The 15,534-nt window shown below is 63.8% G+C and carries 17 protein-coding genes and 1 pseudogene; 13 read left to right on the top strand and 5 right to left on the bottom strand.

All coding sequences use genetic code 11. The features are described 5' to 3' along the window. Positions 1-225: 225 nt before the first annotated feature. Positions 226-396 carry a hypothetical protein gene (locus NJH59_RS18655; RefSeq protein ID WP_167400192.1) on the bottom strand — a complete coding sequence of 57 codons (171 nt, stop codon included), beginning with the start codon at positions 394-396 and terminating at the stop codon, positions 226-228. A gap of 225 nt (positions 397-621) precedes the next feature. Between NJH59_RS18655 and NJH59_RS25615 the strand changes: the two are divergent. The 3 genes and pseudogenes from NJH59_RS25615 to NJH59_RS18645 all read left to right on the top strand — a co-directional run bounded on the left by NJH59_RS25615 (position 622) and on the right by NJH59_RS18645 (position 3,956). Further along, positions 622-933 (top strand): annotated as a pseudogene (locus NJH59_RS25615) (integrase). Positions 934-1,004: 71 nt separating this feature from the next. After that, positions 1,005-2,591, top strand: coding sequence for an ABC-F family ATPase (locus NJH59_RS18650; protein WP_043861471.1), 1,587 nt, complete (start codon positions 1,005-1,007; stop codon positions 2,589-2,591). Positions 2,592-2,762: 171 nt separating this feature from the next. Further along, complete coding sequence (locus tag NJH59_RS18645; RefSeq protein ID WP_054914556.1) at positions 2,763-3,956, top strand: MFS transporter; 1,194 nt, start codon at positions 2,763-2,765, stop codon at positions 3,954-3,956. Here the strand turns inward: NJH59_RS18645 and NJH59_RS18640 are convergent. Both NJH59_RS18640 and NJH59_RS18635 read right to left on the bottom strand, forming a co-directional pair. Then, positions 3,950-4,957 (bottom strand): dienelactone hydrolase, encoded by a 1,008-nt coding sequence (locus tag NJH59_RS18640; protein ID WP_236066269.1) that lies wholly within the window; start codon positions 4,955-4,957, stop codon positions 3,950-3,952. The genes NJH59_RS18645 and NJH59_RS18640 overlap by 7 nt on opposite strands. 157 nt (positions 4,958-5,114) lie before the next feature. Further along, the gene (locus tag NJH59_RS18635; RefSeq protein ID WP_054914558.1) at positions 5,115-5,726 is read right to left on the bottom strand and encodes an FMN-dependent NADH-azoreductase; all 612 of its coding nucleotides are present in this window, start codon (positions 5,724-5,726) and stop codon (positions 5,115-5,117) included. A gap of 128 nt (positions 5,727-5,854) precedes the next feature. Here NJH59_RS18635 and NJH59_RS18630 point away from each other — a divergent pair, with 128 nt between their 5' ends. Together NJH59_RS18630 and NJH59_RS18625 are read left to right on the top strand one after the other, a co-directional pair. Continuing rightward, entirely contained in the window at positions 5,855-6,763 is a 909-nt protein-coding gene (locus NJH59_RS18630) for a LysR substrate-binding domain-containing protein (RefSeq protein WP_043861502.1), read from the top strand. Beyond that, positions 6,756-7,115, top strand: coding sequence for an MmcQ/YjbR family DNA-binding protein (locus NJH59_RS18625; protein ID WP_043861467.1), 360 nt, complete (start codon positions 6,756-6,758; stop codon positions 7,113-7,115). Before NJH59_RS18630 ends, NJH59_RS18625 begins: the two co-directional genes overlap by 8 nt. 63 nt (positions 7,116-7,178) lie before the next feature. Here the strand turns inward: NJH59_RS18625 and NJH59_RS18620 are convergent, their stop codons facing one another. Then, positions 7,179-7,580, bottom strand: coding sequence for a DUF1294 domain-containing protein (locus NJH59_RS18620; protein WP_054914559.1), 402 nt, complete (start codon positions 7,578-7,580; stop codon positions 7,179-7,181). A gap of 1 nt (position 7,581) precedes the next feature. After that, positions 7,582-8,412, bottom strand: coding sequence for an undecaprenyl-diphosphate phosphatase (locus NJH59_RS18615; RefSeq protein ID WP_054914658.1), 831 nt, complete (start codon positions 8,410-8,412; stop codon positions 7,582-7,584). Between the two features lie 284 nt (positions 8,413-8,696). Between NJH59_RS18615 and NJH59_RS18610 the strand changes: the two genes are divergently transcribed. The 8 genes from NJH59_RS18610 to NJH59_RS18575 all read left to right on the top strand — a co-directional run bounded on the left by NJH59_RS18610 (position 8,697) and on the right by NJH59_RS18575 (position 15,495). Beyond that, positions 8,697-10,331, top strand: coding sequence for a methyl-accepting chemotaxis protein (locus NJH59_RS18610; RefSeq protein ID WP_043861500.1), 1,635 nt, complete (start codon positions 8,697-8,699; stop codon positions 10,329-10,331). Positions 10,332-10,482: 151 nt separating this feature from the next. Continuing rightward, on the top strand, positions 10,483-11,049 hold the full coding sequence (pnuC, locus tag NJH59_RS18605; RefSeq protein ID WP_100632791.1) for a nicotinamide riboside transporter PnuC: 567 nt from the start codon (positions 10,483-10,485) through the stop codon (positions 11,047-11,049). After that, positions 11,046-11,597, top strand: a complete 552-nt coding sequence (locus NJH59_RS18600) for an AAA family ATPase (protein WP_253087160.1) — start codon at positions 11,046-11,048, stop codon at positions 11,595-11,597. Before pnuC ends, NJH59_RS18600 begins: the two co-directional genes overlap by 4 nt. A gap of 334 nt (positions 11,598-11,931) precedes the next feature. Continuing rightward, positions 11,932-12,345 (top strand): hypothetical protein, encoded by a 414-nt coding sequence (locus tag NJH59_RS18595; RefSeq protein WP_054914659.1) that lies wholly within the window; start codon positions 11,932-11,934, stop codon positions 12,343-12,345. A 1-nt stretch (position 12,346) separates the two neighbouring features. Beyond that, positions 12,347-12,919, top strand: a complete 573-nt coding sequence (locus NJH59_RS18590; RefSeq protein ID WP_253087159.1) for an adhesin — start codon at positions 12,347-12,349, stop codon at positions 12,917-12,919. Positions 12,920-12,984: 65 nt separating this feature from the next. Then, the gene (locus tag NJH59_RS18585; protein ID WP_043861462.1) at positions 12,985-13,980 is read left to right on the top strand and encodes a hypothetical protein; all 996 of its coding nucleotides are present in this window, start codon (positions 12,985-12,987) and stop codon (positions 13,978-13,980) included. 60 nt (positions 13,981-14,040) lie between these two features. Further along, entirely contained in the window at positions 14,041-14,721 is a 681-nt protein-coding gene (locus NJH59_RS18580) for a C39 family peptidase (RefSeq protein WP_043861461.1), read from the top strand. Between the two features lie 33 nt (positions 14,722-14,754). Continuing rightward, positions 14,755-15,495: a hypothetical protein gene (locus NJH59_RS18575; protein WP_054914563.1), complete on the top strand. Its 741-nt coding sequence runs from the start codon at positions 14,755-14,757 to the stop codon at positions 15,493-15,495. The last annotated feature ends 39 nt before the right edge of the window (positions 15,496-15,534 follow it).

Here is a 15,534-nt window from a genome sequence, read left to right as displayed (position 1 = left end):
TCAACAATCAGCTGTCGCCGGTAGAGTATGAGAAACGCTATTTTCTGAGCTTGGAGAGTGTCTAGGAAACCAGGGGCGATTCAAAATCCTCAAAGCAAAAGTAATGCAAATCGAATAACAAGAAATCAATCAAGAGGTTTTTCGAGCCCACCACCTCGTAGTCTGCGGTTCCTGCGCCAATTTCTTTGTACTTGAATGGCCTGCAGCTTGACCCCACCGCACACGTCAAGCCCGCTGGCGATATCCGGTAATGAGCAGCACTACACCAGGCACCAGAAAGCCGACCGCGGTGTAGCCAAAAGCAGCTTGCCCAGAGGCGCCGACTGCGGCGAACGCAGCGCCGATTGCAATCAGTGGCGCCGCAGCGTAGTAGAACGGTTTGGCTTTATTGGCCATATCTAACCTCCTGTTTGACATACTTTTTTATAACACATCAGTTCGCCGAAAGGCGCGGGCCTGGAGAGCTGTTGCCGTGGCAAACGAAGAACTGGCCGGGCCGCTGCGGCGGCGTGCAAGGACGACGGCAGTAGCGGCCCGCAGACAAGCATGCGGGCAAAAAGGAAGAAACCCGGGGATGAGCACGCTGGGGAGCAACAGGCCGTGGTACCGGGTTTGCGCAAAATGGCATCGAAATCAGCCACTCCCACCAGTCCTTTTGTGTTCCAGCCGGGTAAAGGCGGGATGTAGATCAGGCAGGCAGGTGTTACAATCAGGCACTTCAAGCTCGCGCCCAAGGCGTTGAGCATCCGTGAACGTCGGCAGTACGACACGCGCCACACCTACGCAACCATGTGCCTAATGGCTGGGATGAACCCTGCGTTCATCGCGAACCAACTCGGCCACAGCGTCGAGATGTTGCTCTCTACCTACGCAAAATGGATCAGCTCCTCCTCGGATTGGAAGGAGCTGGAGAAGCTGCCGTCCCGTATCTGACGGGCCCAAAATCGGCCCCAAAAGGTCAGCGGCACCTAAACACACCTCTGGACACCCCGCAGGATAAGCACTTGATTTCTACCGCTAACATCACCATGCAGTTTGGCGCCAAGCCCTTGTTCGAGAACGTCTCGGTCAAGTTCAACAATGGCAACCGCTACGGCCTGATCGGCGCCAACGGCTGTGGCAAGTCGACCTTCATGAAAATCCTTGGCGGCGACCTGGAGCCGTCGGCCGGTCAGGTGATGCTCGAGCCGAACGTGCGCCTGGGCAAGCTGCGCCAGGACCAGTTCGCCTACGAAGAATTCACCGTGATCGATACCGTGATCATGGGCCACGAGGAACTGTGGCGGGTCAAGGCCGAGCGCGATCGTATCTACTCGCTGCCGGAAATGACCGAAGACGACGGCATGGCCGTCGCCGAGCTGGAAACCGAATTCGCCGAGATGGACGGCTACACCGCCGAATCCCGCGCCGGTGAACTGCTGCTGGGCCTGGGTATCCCCCTCGAACAGCATTTCGGCCCCATGACCGAAGTCGCCCCAGGCTGGAAACTGCGTGTGCTGCTGGCCCAGGCACTGTTCTCCGACCCTGAAGTGCTGCTGCTCGACGAGCCGACCAACCACCTGGACATCAACACCATCCGCTGGCTGGAAAGCATCCTCACGGCGCGCAACAGCACCATGATCATCATTTCCCACGACCGTCACTTCCTCAACAGCGTGTGCACCCACATGGCTGACCTGGACTACGGCGAGCTGCGTCTGTTCCCGGGCAACTACGACGAGTACATGACCGCCGCCACCCAGTCGCGCGAGCAACTGCTGTCGGACAACGCCAAGAAGAAGGCCCAGATCGCCGAGCTGCAGACCTTCGTCAGCCGCTTCTCGGCCAACGCCTCCAAGGCCAAGCAGGCCACCTCGCGTGCCAAGCAGATCGACAAGATCCAGCTGGCCGAGGTCAAGCCATCGAGCCGCGTCAGCCCGTTCATCCGCTTCGAGCAGACCAAGAAGCTGCACCGCCAGGCCGTGACCATCGAGAAGATGTCCAAGGGCTTCGACGGCAAGACCCTGTTCAAGAACTTCAGCTTCACCGTCGAAGCCGGCGAGCGCGTGGCGATCATCGGCCCCAACGGTATCGGCAAGACCACCCTGCTGCGCACCCTGGTCGGCGAGCTGACCCCGGATGCCGGCGAGGTGAAATGGACCGAAAGCGCCGAAGTGGGCTACTACGCCCAGGACCACGCCCACGATTTCGAAGAGGACCTGAGCCTGTTCGACTGGATGGGCCAGTGGACGCAGGGCGAGCAGATCATCCGCGGCACCCTGGGGCGCATGCTGTTCTCCAACGACGAGATCCTCAAGTCGGTGAAGGTGATCTCCGGTGGCGAGCAAGGCCGCATGCTGTTCGGCAAGCTGATTCTGCAAAAGCCCAACGTACTGGTGATGGACGAACCGACCAACCACCTGGACATGGAATCGATCGAGGCGCTCAACCTGGCGCTGGAAAACTACCCGGGCACGCTGCTGTTCGTCAGCCACGACCGCGAGTTCGTGTCCTCGCTGGCCACCCGCATCATCGAGCTGAGCCCCAGCGGCGTGATCGACTTCAGCGGTACCTATGACGACTACCTGCGCAGCCAGGGTGTGTTGATCTAAACGTCGTACACAAGCTTCGCCGGCAAGGCCGGCTCCTGCAGGGTGCGTGGTTTTCGCGACCCGGGTGGGGGCCGGCCTTGCTGGCCACAGCTTGTTCGTTAGCCTGCTTTCTTTTCCTGCCCGCTCCCGCCATCATGGTCGCCTCCAGCCGCTTGCCTGCGAACGAGCCCCATGTCTGCCCCGCCCCCTTCTGCTGCACTCAGTAACGAGTCGGTTACCCGACAGATACTGTCGATCGTCTTCTACACCTTCATCGCCTTCCTCTGCATCGGCCTGCCGATCGCGGTGCTGCCCAGCCATGTGCATGACACCCTGGGGTTCAGCGCGGTCATCGCCGGCATCACCATCGGCCTGCAATACCTGTCCACCCTGCTCAGCCGCCCCATGGCCGGACGCCTGGCCGACAGCCTGGGGACCAAGCGCGCGATCATCTACGGGCTGCTGGGCATCGCGCTGAGCGGCGTGCTGACCTGGGCATCGGCACTGGCCGTGCACCTGCCAGTGATGAGCCTGGCGGTGCTGCTGGCTGCACGGGTGGCCCTGGGCATCGCGCAGGGCCTGATTGGCGTGGGCACCCTGAGCTGGGGCATCGGCCAGGTGGGCGCCGAACACACCGCGCGGGTGATTTCCTGGAACGGTATCGCCTCCTATGGCGCCATCGCCATCGGTGCACCGCTGGGGGTGATCGTGGCCAGCGAACTGAACTTCGCCACCCTGGGCCTGAGCCTGACCGCGCTGGCGGCAGCGGCGCTACTGGTGATACGCAACAAGCCCTCGGTGCCGGTGGTGCGTGGCGTGCGCCTGCCGTTCTGGGCCGCCTTCGCGCGGGTGGCACCGTGCGGCGTGGGCCTTACCCTGGCCTCCATCGGCTATGGCACGCTGACCACCTTCGTCACGCTCTTCTATATAGAACGCGGCTGGAGCGGCGCCGCCCTGTGCCTGAGCGCCTTCGGCGTGTGCTTCATCCTGTCGCGGCTGCTGTTCGTGAACGCGGTCAACCAGTGGGGCGGCTACCGCGTGGCAATTGCCTGCATGGGCGTCGAGGCCCTGGGGCTGGCATTGTTGTGGCTGGCGCCGTCACCGCTGCTGGCGTTGGTCGGCGCGGGGCTGAGCGGCTTCGGCCTGTCACTGGTGTACCCGGCACTGGGGGTCGAGGCGATCAAGCAGGTGCCCAGTTCCAGCCGCGGCGCCGGGCTGGGGGCCTACGCAGTGTTCTTCGACCTGGCCCTGGCGATTGCCGGCCCGGTGATGGGCGCCATCGCTGCGCACCTGGGCTACGCCTCGATCTTCTGTGTGGCGGCGCTGCTGTCACTGGCCGGCGTGGGCCTGACCCTGGTGCTGTTGCGCCGCGCCACGGCTCAGTGATCGACCGCACTCAGGCCGACACGCTCGGCGCCCCCCAGGGTGCGGGTGAAGAAGCGCGTGGCTTCGGCCTGTAACGACAGGTGGATGCCGGCGCGGTCCACCCCTTCGGCATCGGTGCACAGCGTGGCCATGTGCTGCAGCTGGGATGCGTCGCACGGGGCCATGAACACGAAGTGCCCGGCACCCGCCAGCAGGCGGTAGTTGGGGGTGATCGGCAGTTTGCGCGCCAGTGCCTGGGCATTCTTGTCGATGGCCAGCAACTGGTCGCGGTCGCCGCTGTAGATCAGCGCGGGCACCTTCACATCGGCCAGCGCGTGGCGTCCGAACATCAGGCTCAACGGCGCCATCAGCAGCAATGAACGCACCCTGGGGTCGGCGTGGGGCAGCAGGTCGTCACGGTCTGCCACCAGCACCCCATGGGCCTTGCAGGCATCGGCGTCCAGCGGGTTCTGCTGGCAGTAGCGGCGCAGGCGTTGCAGGTCTGGTCGGGCACCGGACAGGATCAACGCTGTCTCGCCACCGGCCGAGTAACCGATCATGCCCACCTGCCCGTCGCTGACGTAAGGTGCAAGCAACGGATCGGCAAGGGTCGCGGTCAAGGCGGCACTGATCTGCAGGGGCCGACCATAGAGGTTGCTCAGGGTGCCAAGCCGGCTGTGGTCGCGAGCGTTGTCTCCCGGGTGCACCACCGCCACCACCACGAAGCCCCGGCGTGCCAGGGCGCTGGCCAGGTCATGCAGCGCCAGTGGCGTGCCGGTATTGCCATGGGACAACATCAGCAACGGGAAGCGGCCCATTACCACCGCGCCTTCTTCGGCCACGTGGACCCGATAGCCGTCGACCTGATGCCACCGGGCGGCGTCGCTGGATGGGTAGAACGCCAGCGCCTGCATCGGCTGGCCGTCCACCGGGTCGGTCACAGCCATGCGATGCAGGCCGACACTCCAGTGCTGTGCGGGCTCGGCCTGCACCAGCAGGCAGCAGCTCCACAGCACCAGCATCAAAAATGTTCGAACCCACCGCATCGTTGCTCACCCTGCCCGGCCCGCACCTGTGACCGGTACTGGCAAGCATAGAGCGGGCCAGGCCGGGCTGGATGAAAGGTGCATGAAAAAGCCGACTTGCGGGGTGACCGCAAGTCGGCTTTTCGACAGGGGCTCAGGCAGCCGCGAACAGCTCGCTGTCGATCTGCGCCTGGGCGGCCTGCATGGCATTGCTGCGGTGCTCGTCGCCGTAGGCCAGGCCATGGGCGCGAACGAACTCGACGTCGGTGATGCCGATAAAGCCCAGGAACACCTTGAGGAATTCCTCGTGGGCCACACCGGTCGGCTGGCCGACGTGCAGGCCGCCGGAGGTCGACACCACGATCACCTTCTTGTTGCCGCACAGGCCTTCAGGCCCGGCTTCGGTGTAGCGGAAGGTCTGGCCGGCGACGGCAATGCGGTCGATCCAGGCCTTGAGCTGGGTCGGCACGGTGAAGTTGTACATGGGCGCCGCGATCACCACCGCATCGGCCGCCAGAAACTCCTGGAGGGTTTCACTGCTGAGCCTGGCTTCATGTTGCTGCGCCGCATCGCGCAGCTCGTCAGGCGTGCCGGCGGCAACCAGGGTCGCGGCCGAGAAATGGCTGATGGCATCGGCGGCCAGGTCCCGGTAGACCACCTGCGCCGAAGGTTCTGCCGCTTGCCAGGCGGCGACCACGCGCTGGCTGAGCTGGCGAGAAGCGGAGTTGTCGCCGAGGATGCTGGAATCGATGTGCAACAGTTTCATGGGGCTCTCCTGAATGAGGATCGGCTGGCGATCACGATGGGGAGGATGCTACCGGGATAGCCAATAGCTGATAAGATCGCAAATTCGCACTTCTTCGTCCCACTGGCAGGACAATGCCCATGACCGGCATGCAAGACCTCAACGATCTGTTCTATTTCGCCCGCGTGGTGGAGGCCGGCGGCTTCGCGGCAGCCGGGCGTCTGCTCGGTGTGCCCAAATCCAGGCTGTCGCGGCGCATTGCCGAACTGGAGGAGCGCCTGGGCACGCGTCTGCTGCAGCGCACCACCCGGCAACTCAAGCTCACCGCCGTGGGCGAGCGCTACCTGCGCCATTGCCAGGCCATGCTGCTGGAGGCCGAGATGGCCGACGAGGCGGTGGCCAGCATGACCAGCGAACCGCGCGGGCGCTTGCGGGTGTCGTGCCCGGTGGGCCTGGCCCATGAGTTCCTGCCCGGCGTGATCAGCGCATTTTTGCAACAGTACCCGCAGGTACAGCTGGACATGGTGCTGCTCAACCGCCGGGTCGACCTGATCACCGAGGGCATCGACGTGGCCCTGCGTGTGCGCGACCTGGGCGACGAAGACCCGGCACTGGTCACCCGCCGCCTGCGCCAGGCGCAGATGCTGCTGGTGGCCGCACCTGAGTTTGCCGCCCGGCACCCTGTCAGCTCCCCTGCCGACCTGGCCAGGGTGCCGGTACTGGGCGCGGTCGAGGCCGACCGCCTGGTGCACCTGCGCCTGCTCGACGAGCAGGGCCACAAGCAGGACCTGACCCTGGAAGCGCGCCTGGCCATCGACGACTTCGTGGTGCGCAAGGCCGCCACCCTGGCGGGCCTGGGCTTCACCACGCTGCCTATCATGCACTGCGAGGCCGAACTGCAGCGCGGCGAACTGGTACGCCTGCTGCCGGGCTGGTCACTGCCGGGCGGTTACCTGCAGGCGGTGTACCCGCACCGGCGCGGCGTGCTGCCGGCGGTCAGGGCGTGGATCGATCACCTGGTAGCCTCGTTCGAGGAATGCGGAGAGCGTTATGTCTGAGCGAAAAATGACCGAGGCACAGGTGGCGGCATTCTGCCTGGGCCTGCCCGGTGTGCAGGAAGACTACAAATGGGGTGGCGTGCGCGTGTTCTCGGTGGCCGGCAACAAGATGTTCGCGGTGATGGACCTGGCGGGTGCAGGCTTGTCGTTCAAGGTCGACACCGAGCTGTTCCTGGGCTACGTGGACCGCCCCGGGGTGCGACCGGCGCCGTACCTGGCGCGGGCACACTGGATCAGTGTGGCGCAGCCTTATGCGATGGGGCGTGGGGAACTGGAAGAGTTGCTGCGCCGCTCGCACCAACTGGTGGTGCGGCGATTGCCCAAGCGCGTACAGGTCGGGTTGCTGCTCTGAGGCCGATGGCTTTCGCCGGCAAGGCCGGCCCCTGAAGGCGCCGACCTTGCCGGCGAAAGCGCTCTAGAACCCGAACAATCGCCCGGCAAGAAACAGGTAGTCGGCCCAGAACACCTGATGCCCCAGCACGATCACCCAGAACACCAGCTGATACGACAACTTGCGTGTCTTGTGCCGGAACACCTGCTGCGCCAGCAGCGCCCCTGGCCAGCCACCGGCCAGTTCGCAGGCATGCAGCACCTTCTCGGGGGTACGCTGCCCCTGGCCGCGCGCCTGACGCTTGTCGTAGCCATACAGCCCGAAACAGCCAAGGCTCGCCAGCCCATAGGCCGCCAGCCACAACCAGTTGCCTGTGCCCACACCCAGCTTCAGTGCGCCCAGCACCGGCAGCAGGCACAGGGCCACGAATGCCAGCAACTTGAGGCGCAGGTGGCGCATGGGCGGGCGCGTTTCGATGCGGGCCATCTCAGCCGTGCGCCACGGCCCAGTCGACCCAGCCGAACTGCCAGGTCGCCAGGATCACCAGGCCAAATGCGATACGGTACCAGGCAAACACCGCGTAGCTGTGGCTGGCGATGAACTTGAGCAAGCCGCGCACCGCAATCATCGCGAAGATGAACGACACCACAAAGCCGATGGCGAACACCGGGAAGTCATCCGGCTGGAACAGGTCACGGTACTTGTAGCCCGAGAACACCGCCGCCCCGACCATGGTCGGCATCGCCAGAAAGAACGAGAACTCGGTGGCGGCCTTGCGCGACAGGCCGAACAACAGCCCGCCGATGATCGTCGAGCCCGACCGCGAAGTCCCCGGAATCATTGCCAGGCACTGCGCGCAGCCGATCTTCAGCGCATCGGTCCAGCGCATGTCATCGACCTCCTCGGCACGCACCACGTGCTGGCGGCGCTCGGCCCACAGCATGATCACCCCGCCCACCACCAGGGCCACCGCCACCGTGATCGGGTTGAACAGGTACTCATGGATCAGGTCGGCGAACAGCACGCCCAGCACCACGGCGGGCATGAAGGCGATCAGCAGGTTGAGGGTAAAGCGCTGGGCCCGGGCCTGGCGGGGCAGGCCCACCACCACGTCCAGGATCTTGCGGCGAAATTCCCACACCACCGCCAGGATCGCGCCCAGCTGGATGATGATGTTGAACGCCATCGCGCGTTCGCCGCCAAAGTCGATCAGGTCGGCGACCACGATCTGGTGACCGGTACTCGAAATGGGCAAAAATTCCGTCAGACCCTCGACGATGCCGAGAATCACAGCCTGCATGGCGGTCCAAAAATCCATCATTCCCCCGTAAGACATTGCCGCTGGCAGGTCTCATCATTCGTTATTTGATTGCCCGAAACCGGGCATATTACGGCGACACTCCGTCGCAAAACCGAAGGAAATGCTACCCCGGCCTTCAGAACTGCCCCGTGAAGGCCGAAATCCTAACAGAGCGCTCGTGCAAACGCTGCCGCTCGACGCGACAGCGCTCTACTAATCAATCACTTAGCCCTTGGTCGAGTAGGTTGTTTCGGTAAAGCGTGGTTGGATGCGGACAATAACAAGAACATAGGGTGACCTTCATGAAGACTTTACGCAGTATGTCGATCAGCCGTCGGCTGTGGCTCATCCTGGTGGTGGCGGTGCTGATGCTGGTGACCCTGGGGCTGCTGATGCTGCGTCAGATCCACGGTGACCTGTACCAGGCAAAGGCCGAAAAGACCCGGCACGTGGTCGAAACCGCAGCCGGCGTACTGGCCTATTACCAGGGGCTGGAAGCCAGCGGTACCCTTACCCGCGAGGCCGCCCAGCAACAGGCGCTGAGTGCGGTGCGCGGGTTGCGTTATGACCAGGACGACTACTTCTGGATCAACGACCTGGGCCCGAAGATGATCATGCACCCCATGAACCTCAAGCTCGAAGGCCAGGACCTCTCCGGCATTCGCGACCCGGACGGCTATGCGCTGTTCAACGAAATGGTCGCGTTGGCCAAGGCCCAGGGCGCCGGCAGCATCGACTACCGCTGGCCCAAGCCCGGTGCCAGCGAGCCGGTGGAAAAAACCTCGTACATCCAGCTGTTCAAACCCTGGGGCTGGGTGATCGGCTCTGGCGTGTACATCGACGACATGCACGCCGAGTTCGTGCGCCAGCTTCGCGACGCATCGCTGCTGGGGGTGGTCATCGCGCTGATAATGGCACTGGTGGTCATGCTGATCGCCCGCAGTATCACCCGCCCCTTGCAGGAAGCCGTGGATGCCATGGGCAACATCGCCAGCGGCGAAAGCGACCTGACCCGTCGCCTCGACACCCATGGGCAGGATGAAGTCACCCAGCTGGGCCTGCACTTCAACACCTTCACCGCCAAGTTGCAGCAGGTGGTGACCCAGTTGCAGGGCGCTGCCCAGGCCCTGGGCCATTCGGCCGGGGACGTAGGCAGCAACGCCGGCCAGGCGCACCAGCGCAGCGAACAGCAGTCGCAGCAGATGGAACAGGTGGCCACCGCAATCAACGAGGTCAGTTATGCGGTGCAGGACGTGGCCAGGAACGCCGAGCACGCCTCCAGCGAGATGCAGGACGCCCAGCAGCGGGCCGAACAGGGCCGGCAAAGCATTCATGGCAGCCTGCTGAAAATCGACGAGCTGTCGGGCACCATCGACCAGGCGGTGCAGGTGATCCAGGCCCTGGCGGGCCAGAGCACGCGTATCGGCAGCGTGCTGGAGGTGATCCGTTCGATTGCCGAGCAGACCAACCTGCTGGCACTCAACGCCGCCATCGAGGCCGCGCGGGCGGGTGAACAGGGTCGCGGGTTCGCCGTGGTGGCCGACGAAGTGCGCCTGCTGGCGCAACGCACCCAGCAGTCGACGGCCGAGATCCAGCAGATGATCGAGCACCTTCAGGGCCAGTCCGAGGCTGCGGTCAAGGCGATCGATGCCAGCAGCCTGGCCTCGCGCGAGACGGTCGAACAGGCCAGCGAGGCCGGTGCCAGCCTGGATGCCATCAGCCAGGCACTGCACAACCTCAGCGCGCTGAATGCCTCGATTGCCAGTGCCACGCTGCAGCAGTCGCATGTGGTGGAAGAGATCAACCACAACGTCACCCAGACGGCCGAGCTGTCGCGTCAGACGGCCGTGGCGGCGCACCAGTCGAGCAGTGCCGGGGCCGCATTGAACCAGTTGAGCGAACAGCTGGGGCAGTTGCTGAGGCAGTTCCGGGTCTGACCGCAGCCTGCACCTCGCCGGCGGCCGGCTTCTGCAAGGCTCGACATTGCCTCAGCAGGAGCCGGCCTTGGCGGCGAAGTGCTCACCCAAGGCTGGCACCTGACGTGCCACAAGGTACAATCGCCGCCCTGCCCCCCTTCAAGGAACGCCGATGTCCGGCCTGGAACTGTACGCTGCCGTGCTGGGCGTCATCGCTGTATGGCTCACGACCCGCCAGAACCCCTGGTGCTGGCCCATCGGCCTGCTGGTGGTGCTGCTCTACAGCTGGATCTTCTTCGACTTCAAGCTGTATTCGAACATGCTGCTGCAACTGGCGTTTGCCGTGTTCCAGCTCTATGGGTGGTGGCAGTGGACACGCCCCGGCGAGGATCGCCCGATCCGGCAGGTGACCTACCTGGGTACCGCGCCGCTGCTGTCGGGCCTGGGCGTGGGCCTGCTGGCCAGCCTGGCCCTCGGTGCGGCCATGGCCACCTGGACCGATGCTGCAGAGCCCTGGCTGGACGCCACCCTCACCGCCTTCAGCCTGGTGGCGCAGTTCTGGATGGCGCAAAAGCGCGTGCAATGCTGGCCGTTGTGGATCGTGCTGGACGTAATCTTCGTCGGCCTGTTCCTCTACAAAGGCATGTACATCACCGCCGCGCTGTATGCGCTGTTCACCCTGATCGCCCTGCAGGGCTGGCGTAGCTGGCGACGTGACCCGGCATTGGCCAGCCCATGAAGGTCCTGGTACTGGCGGGCCCGGAATCCAGTGGCAAGAGCTGGCTGGGCGGCGAAATCCAGGCGCATTTCGGTGGCGAACTGGTGGGCGAGTACGTACGCCACTTCATCGACGAGCAGCGACGCGACACCTGCTACGCCGACATCGACCCCATCGCCCGCGGGCAGCTGGTGTGGGAGGATGCGGCCCGCGGGCGCCAGCCCGAGCTGCTGATACTCGATACGCACCTGCTGAGCAACATGCTGTGGAGCCGCGTACTGTTCAACGACTGCCCGGCGTGGCTGGAACAGGCGCTGCTGGCACGGCGCTACGACCTGCACCTGTTGCTCAGCCCCGCAGGCGTGCCCTGGGTCGGCGACGGCCAGCGCTGTCAGCCACGGCTGGAGGAGCGCCAGGCGTTCTTCGAGGCCAGCCGCCAATGGCTGCAACGGCATGGCCAACCCATGCAGGTCATCGAGGGCGACTGGGCATACCGCCAATCGACGGTACTGGCGGCCGTACAGGCGCTGCTGGAAGGAAAGCCCCCGGCCTGCGCCACCGAGTGTTAACCCGGCGTTACACACCTGGCCACCTCAACCGCCGATCCAGAGCACTTGCGACCAACACGCGGTGACGTGTTAAGCCGGTGATACACCCACCCTCGGAGCATGCCGGGCATCTGCGCTGCTGCAAGGCCTGTAAAAAGGACCAGCGGTTGTATCACCGGTGATACAGGTTTTCCGACCAGCCCCTGCCCCGTGCGCTATGCCCTTGATTCGCTGGCACAAAGCAAAAGCGGCACAGCTTCTGCTCTCCTTCTCGCAACGCTGATAGGGCCAGCGCACCGAAGAAGGAATCGCTGCCGTGGGGAATCACACCAACAAGCTGCTGAGTCTTTTCGTCATGGGCTGTGCGCTGGGCGCCAGCACCCTGAGCCTGCCGATACTGGCCGCCGGCGACGGCACCATCATCATCCAGCGCCAGGTTCAGCCCCGTTCGGCCGTTCGCCCGACCGGCACCCCCGACCCCCGCCCCATGACCGTCAATGCCAATCAGTCGCCACGCATCCTGAGCCAGACCAACGAGCTCAGCGATGGCGACTTTGCCGGTGTGGCCAGCGGTGCAAGTGTAAACCGGGTGTTGATGCCCGACGCGTCCGGCAACATCCGCGGCATGGGGGCGGTGCCCACCAGCCTGCCGGGCCTGCGTGGCGGCTCCGGCCCTGGCGCAGGGGGCGCCAACAGCATCTCCAATTCGGTCAACCAGAACGTGCAGCGTGGCCTTGCGCCGCTGCAGATCCTGACCGGGGGCCGTTGAGATGAACCACTCACTGCTGTTTCTGGCGCTGGCCTGCAGCGCGTCGGCCCTGGCGGCCCAACCGGTCAATGACAACGCCACCATCAACGCCAGCGGCCAGGGCTACAAGGGCAACGTGACCATCAACCAGGCGGCTGGCGACCAGCAGCAACAGAACAACAGCCGCGCCATTGCCATCAACCCCGATGCCACCGCCACCACCCAGGTGCGCCAGCGCATCGACACCCCTGCCAGCAGCGCGATCAATGCCCGCGCCAGCATCGGTGGCGACGCCTTCACCAACGGTAACGGGATGATTGGGATCAACCAGTCGGCCGGTGCCAACACACAACAAGTCAATGCCGTGCGGGTAAGCATCAGTGCCACCGCGCAGAGCATCGACGACAGCGTCCTCGACCAGCAGAACGTGGCGCTGTCAAACGGCTCAGGCTCGACAGGTCAAACCCCCGGCAGTCGCCAGGTCGCTACCAGCGATCAGGCCTTCACCGGCAGCCGTGGGGTGATCCAGTTGAACCAGAGCGCCGGGGTCGGGAACCGAATGGCCAACACCCTGAGCGTACGGGTTGCAGATTGACCCGAGCAGTTCACAACGCAGCACAACACAACACTTAACAACTAAAAACAATGCGGAGAAACACCATGAAACCCACAATGGCACTCAAGCCTCTGGTATTCGCACTCGCAGCGGTCATGGCAGTTGCTGCACAAGCGGGCGGAAACAACGGTGGTCACAACGGCGGACACAATGGCGGCAATAACGGCGGCAACAACAATTCCAGCGCGCTGCTCGCCCTGCTGGTAAACGCCGGCGCTGGCGCCACCGTGATCGATACCCAGGGCAACGGTGGTAACGGTGTGCTCAACGAGAACACCCGCAACAACGGCACCATGGACAACTCGGCAAACGGCTCTCAAGGCAACCTGGGCGCCAACGTGGCAGCCGGTGACGGCAACCAGCAAGACAACGTTGCCGCCATCGCCACCGCCGACGAACGCTTCATCTTCGGCAGTGCGGTTGCTGTTTCCAGCGCCACCCAGACCAACACCAGCAACATCGTCAACAACTTCTCTACCCAGAACAACGCCAATCTCACCAATTCGGCGAACAACAGCTCCGGCAACATCGGTGTCAACGTGACCGCCGGCGACTTCAACCAACAGAAAAACAACCTGGCAATCGCCGTGTCCGGCGGCCGTGTGGCCGTGGCCAGCGCAGCCGCCAACCAGTCCACCTCCGGCCTGAGCGTCAACAACAAGGCCGACCGTACCTACACCAAGGAAACCCTCGGTGGCGCCTTTGCCGCCTATGGCCAGTACGAAGGCGAAGGCCACGGCTACGTGGAACGCAAAGACGACAAACCCGGGCACAACGGTGGCTGGGATGATCGTGGCGGCAACAAACCACAGAAAGACAAGCTTACCTTCACCGAAGAAGGCAGCTTCGTACTCGGTGGTGTCTACACCTACCAGGTGCTCAAACCTACCGGCTGGGCCAACCCTGTGGTCAACAACGCCAACATGAGCAACTCGCTCAATGGCGTGTCGGGCAACGTGGGCGCCAACGTGTCGGCCGGCTCGGGCAACCAGCAGAGCAACTCGCTGTCCATCGCAGCAGGCTGCCGCGCCTGCCTGTAAGCTGAAAAAGGACGGGGCCCCCAGGGGCCCCTTTCCTGCCATCTACACGGTGCGAAGACCATGCGCATTGCCCTGCTTGCCGCATTGCTGTTTCTGGCCAGCCTGGCCGAGGCCGCACAGATGCCCATCGCTGCCCTGCCGGGCGGCAATGTCATTTACAAGCCCATCCAGAGCATTCGCGAACGACGCTTCGCCGACCTTGTACAACAGAAAACCGATTTCAGTTGCGGCGCCGCCGCCCTGGCCACCGTCCTCAAGCAGGCCTACTGGCTGGACGTCGACGAAGAACACATCATCGACGGCATGCTCGCCCACGCCGACCAGCAAGTGGTCAAGACCCAGGGCTTCTCCATGCTGGACATGAAGAAATACGTGGAAAGCATCGGCATGCGTGCCCGGGGCTATCGGATCCCGCCCGAGAGCCTGCAAAGCGTCACCATTCCGGTGGTGGTGCTGATGGACATTCGCGGCTACAAGCACTTCGTGGTGCTGCAACGCACCGAAAAGGACTGGGTGTACATCGGTGACCCGGTTCTGGGCCACAAACGCTACAAGTTCGATGATTTCGTCAAAGGCTGGAACGGCATCATCTTTGCCGTCATCGGCCCTGGCTATGACAAGGCCAACGCATTGCTCGACCCGCCACAACCCTTGACTGCAAAAAACAAGATCAACGGGTTCAGCCCGGTAGACGATGCGCAGTTGATGGATTTTGGTTTCATACAAAGTGATTTCTTCTAATCAGAAGGGGCATGAAGCTCCGGGGAGCACCCGATGAAGACTTCAACCTGGCTGGTTGCCGCCTGCCTGGCCGCCAGCTTGCCTGCCCATGCGCAGTTCAAGCCCATCGAGATCAAGGACCAGGAACTGTCCGAACTGCGCGGACGCTATGTGATGCCAGGGCGCATCATCAGCTTTGGCGTGGTGATGAGCAGCACCTGGCAGAACGCCCGCGGCGACAGCATCGGCGCCACCGCCAGCATGCAAGTGCAGCAGTCCTCGTTCAAGCCGCAGTTCTATGTCTCGCTCGACACGCGCGACGGCAACGGCGCCCCGGTAACCCAGGGCAACGGTACCGTCACCGGCGGGGCCGGCCTTGGCACGACCCAGGGCGTTACCCAGTCGGTACGCGCAGCGGGCGACTACAACACGGCCTACAACAATGTCTCGATCAACGTGAAGGAAGCCAACAGCGCCCCGGCGGCGGGCAAGCCACAGGGTCAGTTGCTGGGTAGCGGGCAGACCATCACCGGCAGCAATGGCGCCGGCACGCTGAGCGTTTCCTCCACCGGCAAGGGCATCCAGCTGGGTATCCAGGCCAACAACAACCAGGGCAATACGGTGCAGCGCCTGGCCCAGGGCGGGCTGCTGCAGGCCACCACGCTCCTGGGCGGCAACAACGCCGTCAACAACATCACCCAGCTCAATGTGGTACTGCGCAACAACCTGCCTACTGCCGGGGCCTTGAACTGCAACCTGGATCAACTCAAAGGCCTTCGTATTTCCGGATATTGATCTACGCTCTGTCTCAATTCACCGCAGTTGGAAGGGACG

It is taken from the genome of Pseudomonas sp. VE 267-6A (assembly GCF_024126555.1).
GTDB lineage: Bacteria > Pseudomonadota > Gammaproteobacteria > Pseudomonadales > Pseudomonadaceae > Aquipseudomonas > Aquipseudomonas palmensis.
Note: the sequence above shows the minus strand (reverse complement) of the source record. Positions and strands in the feature narration are given on the sequence as shown.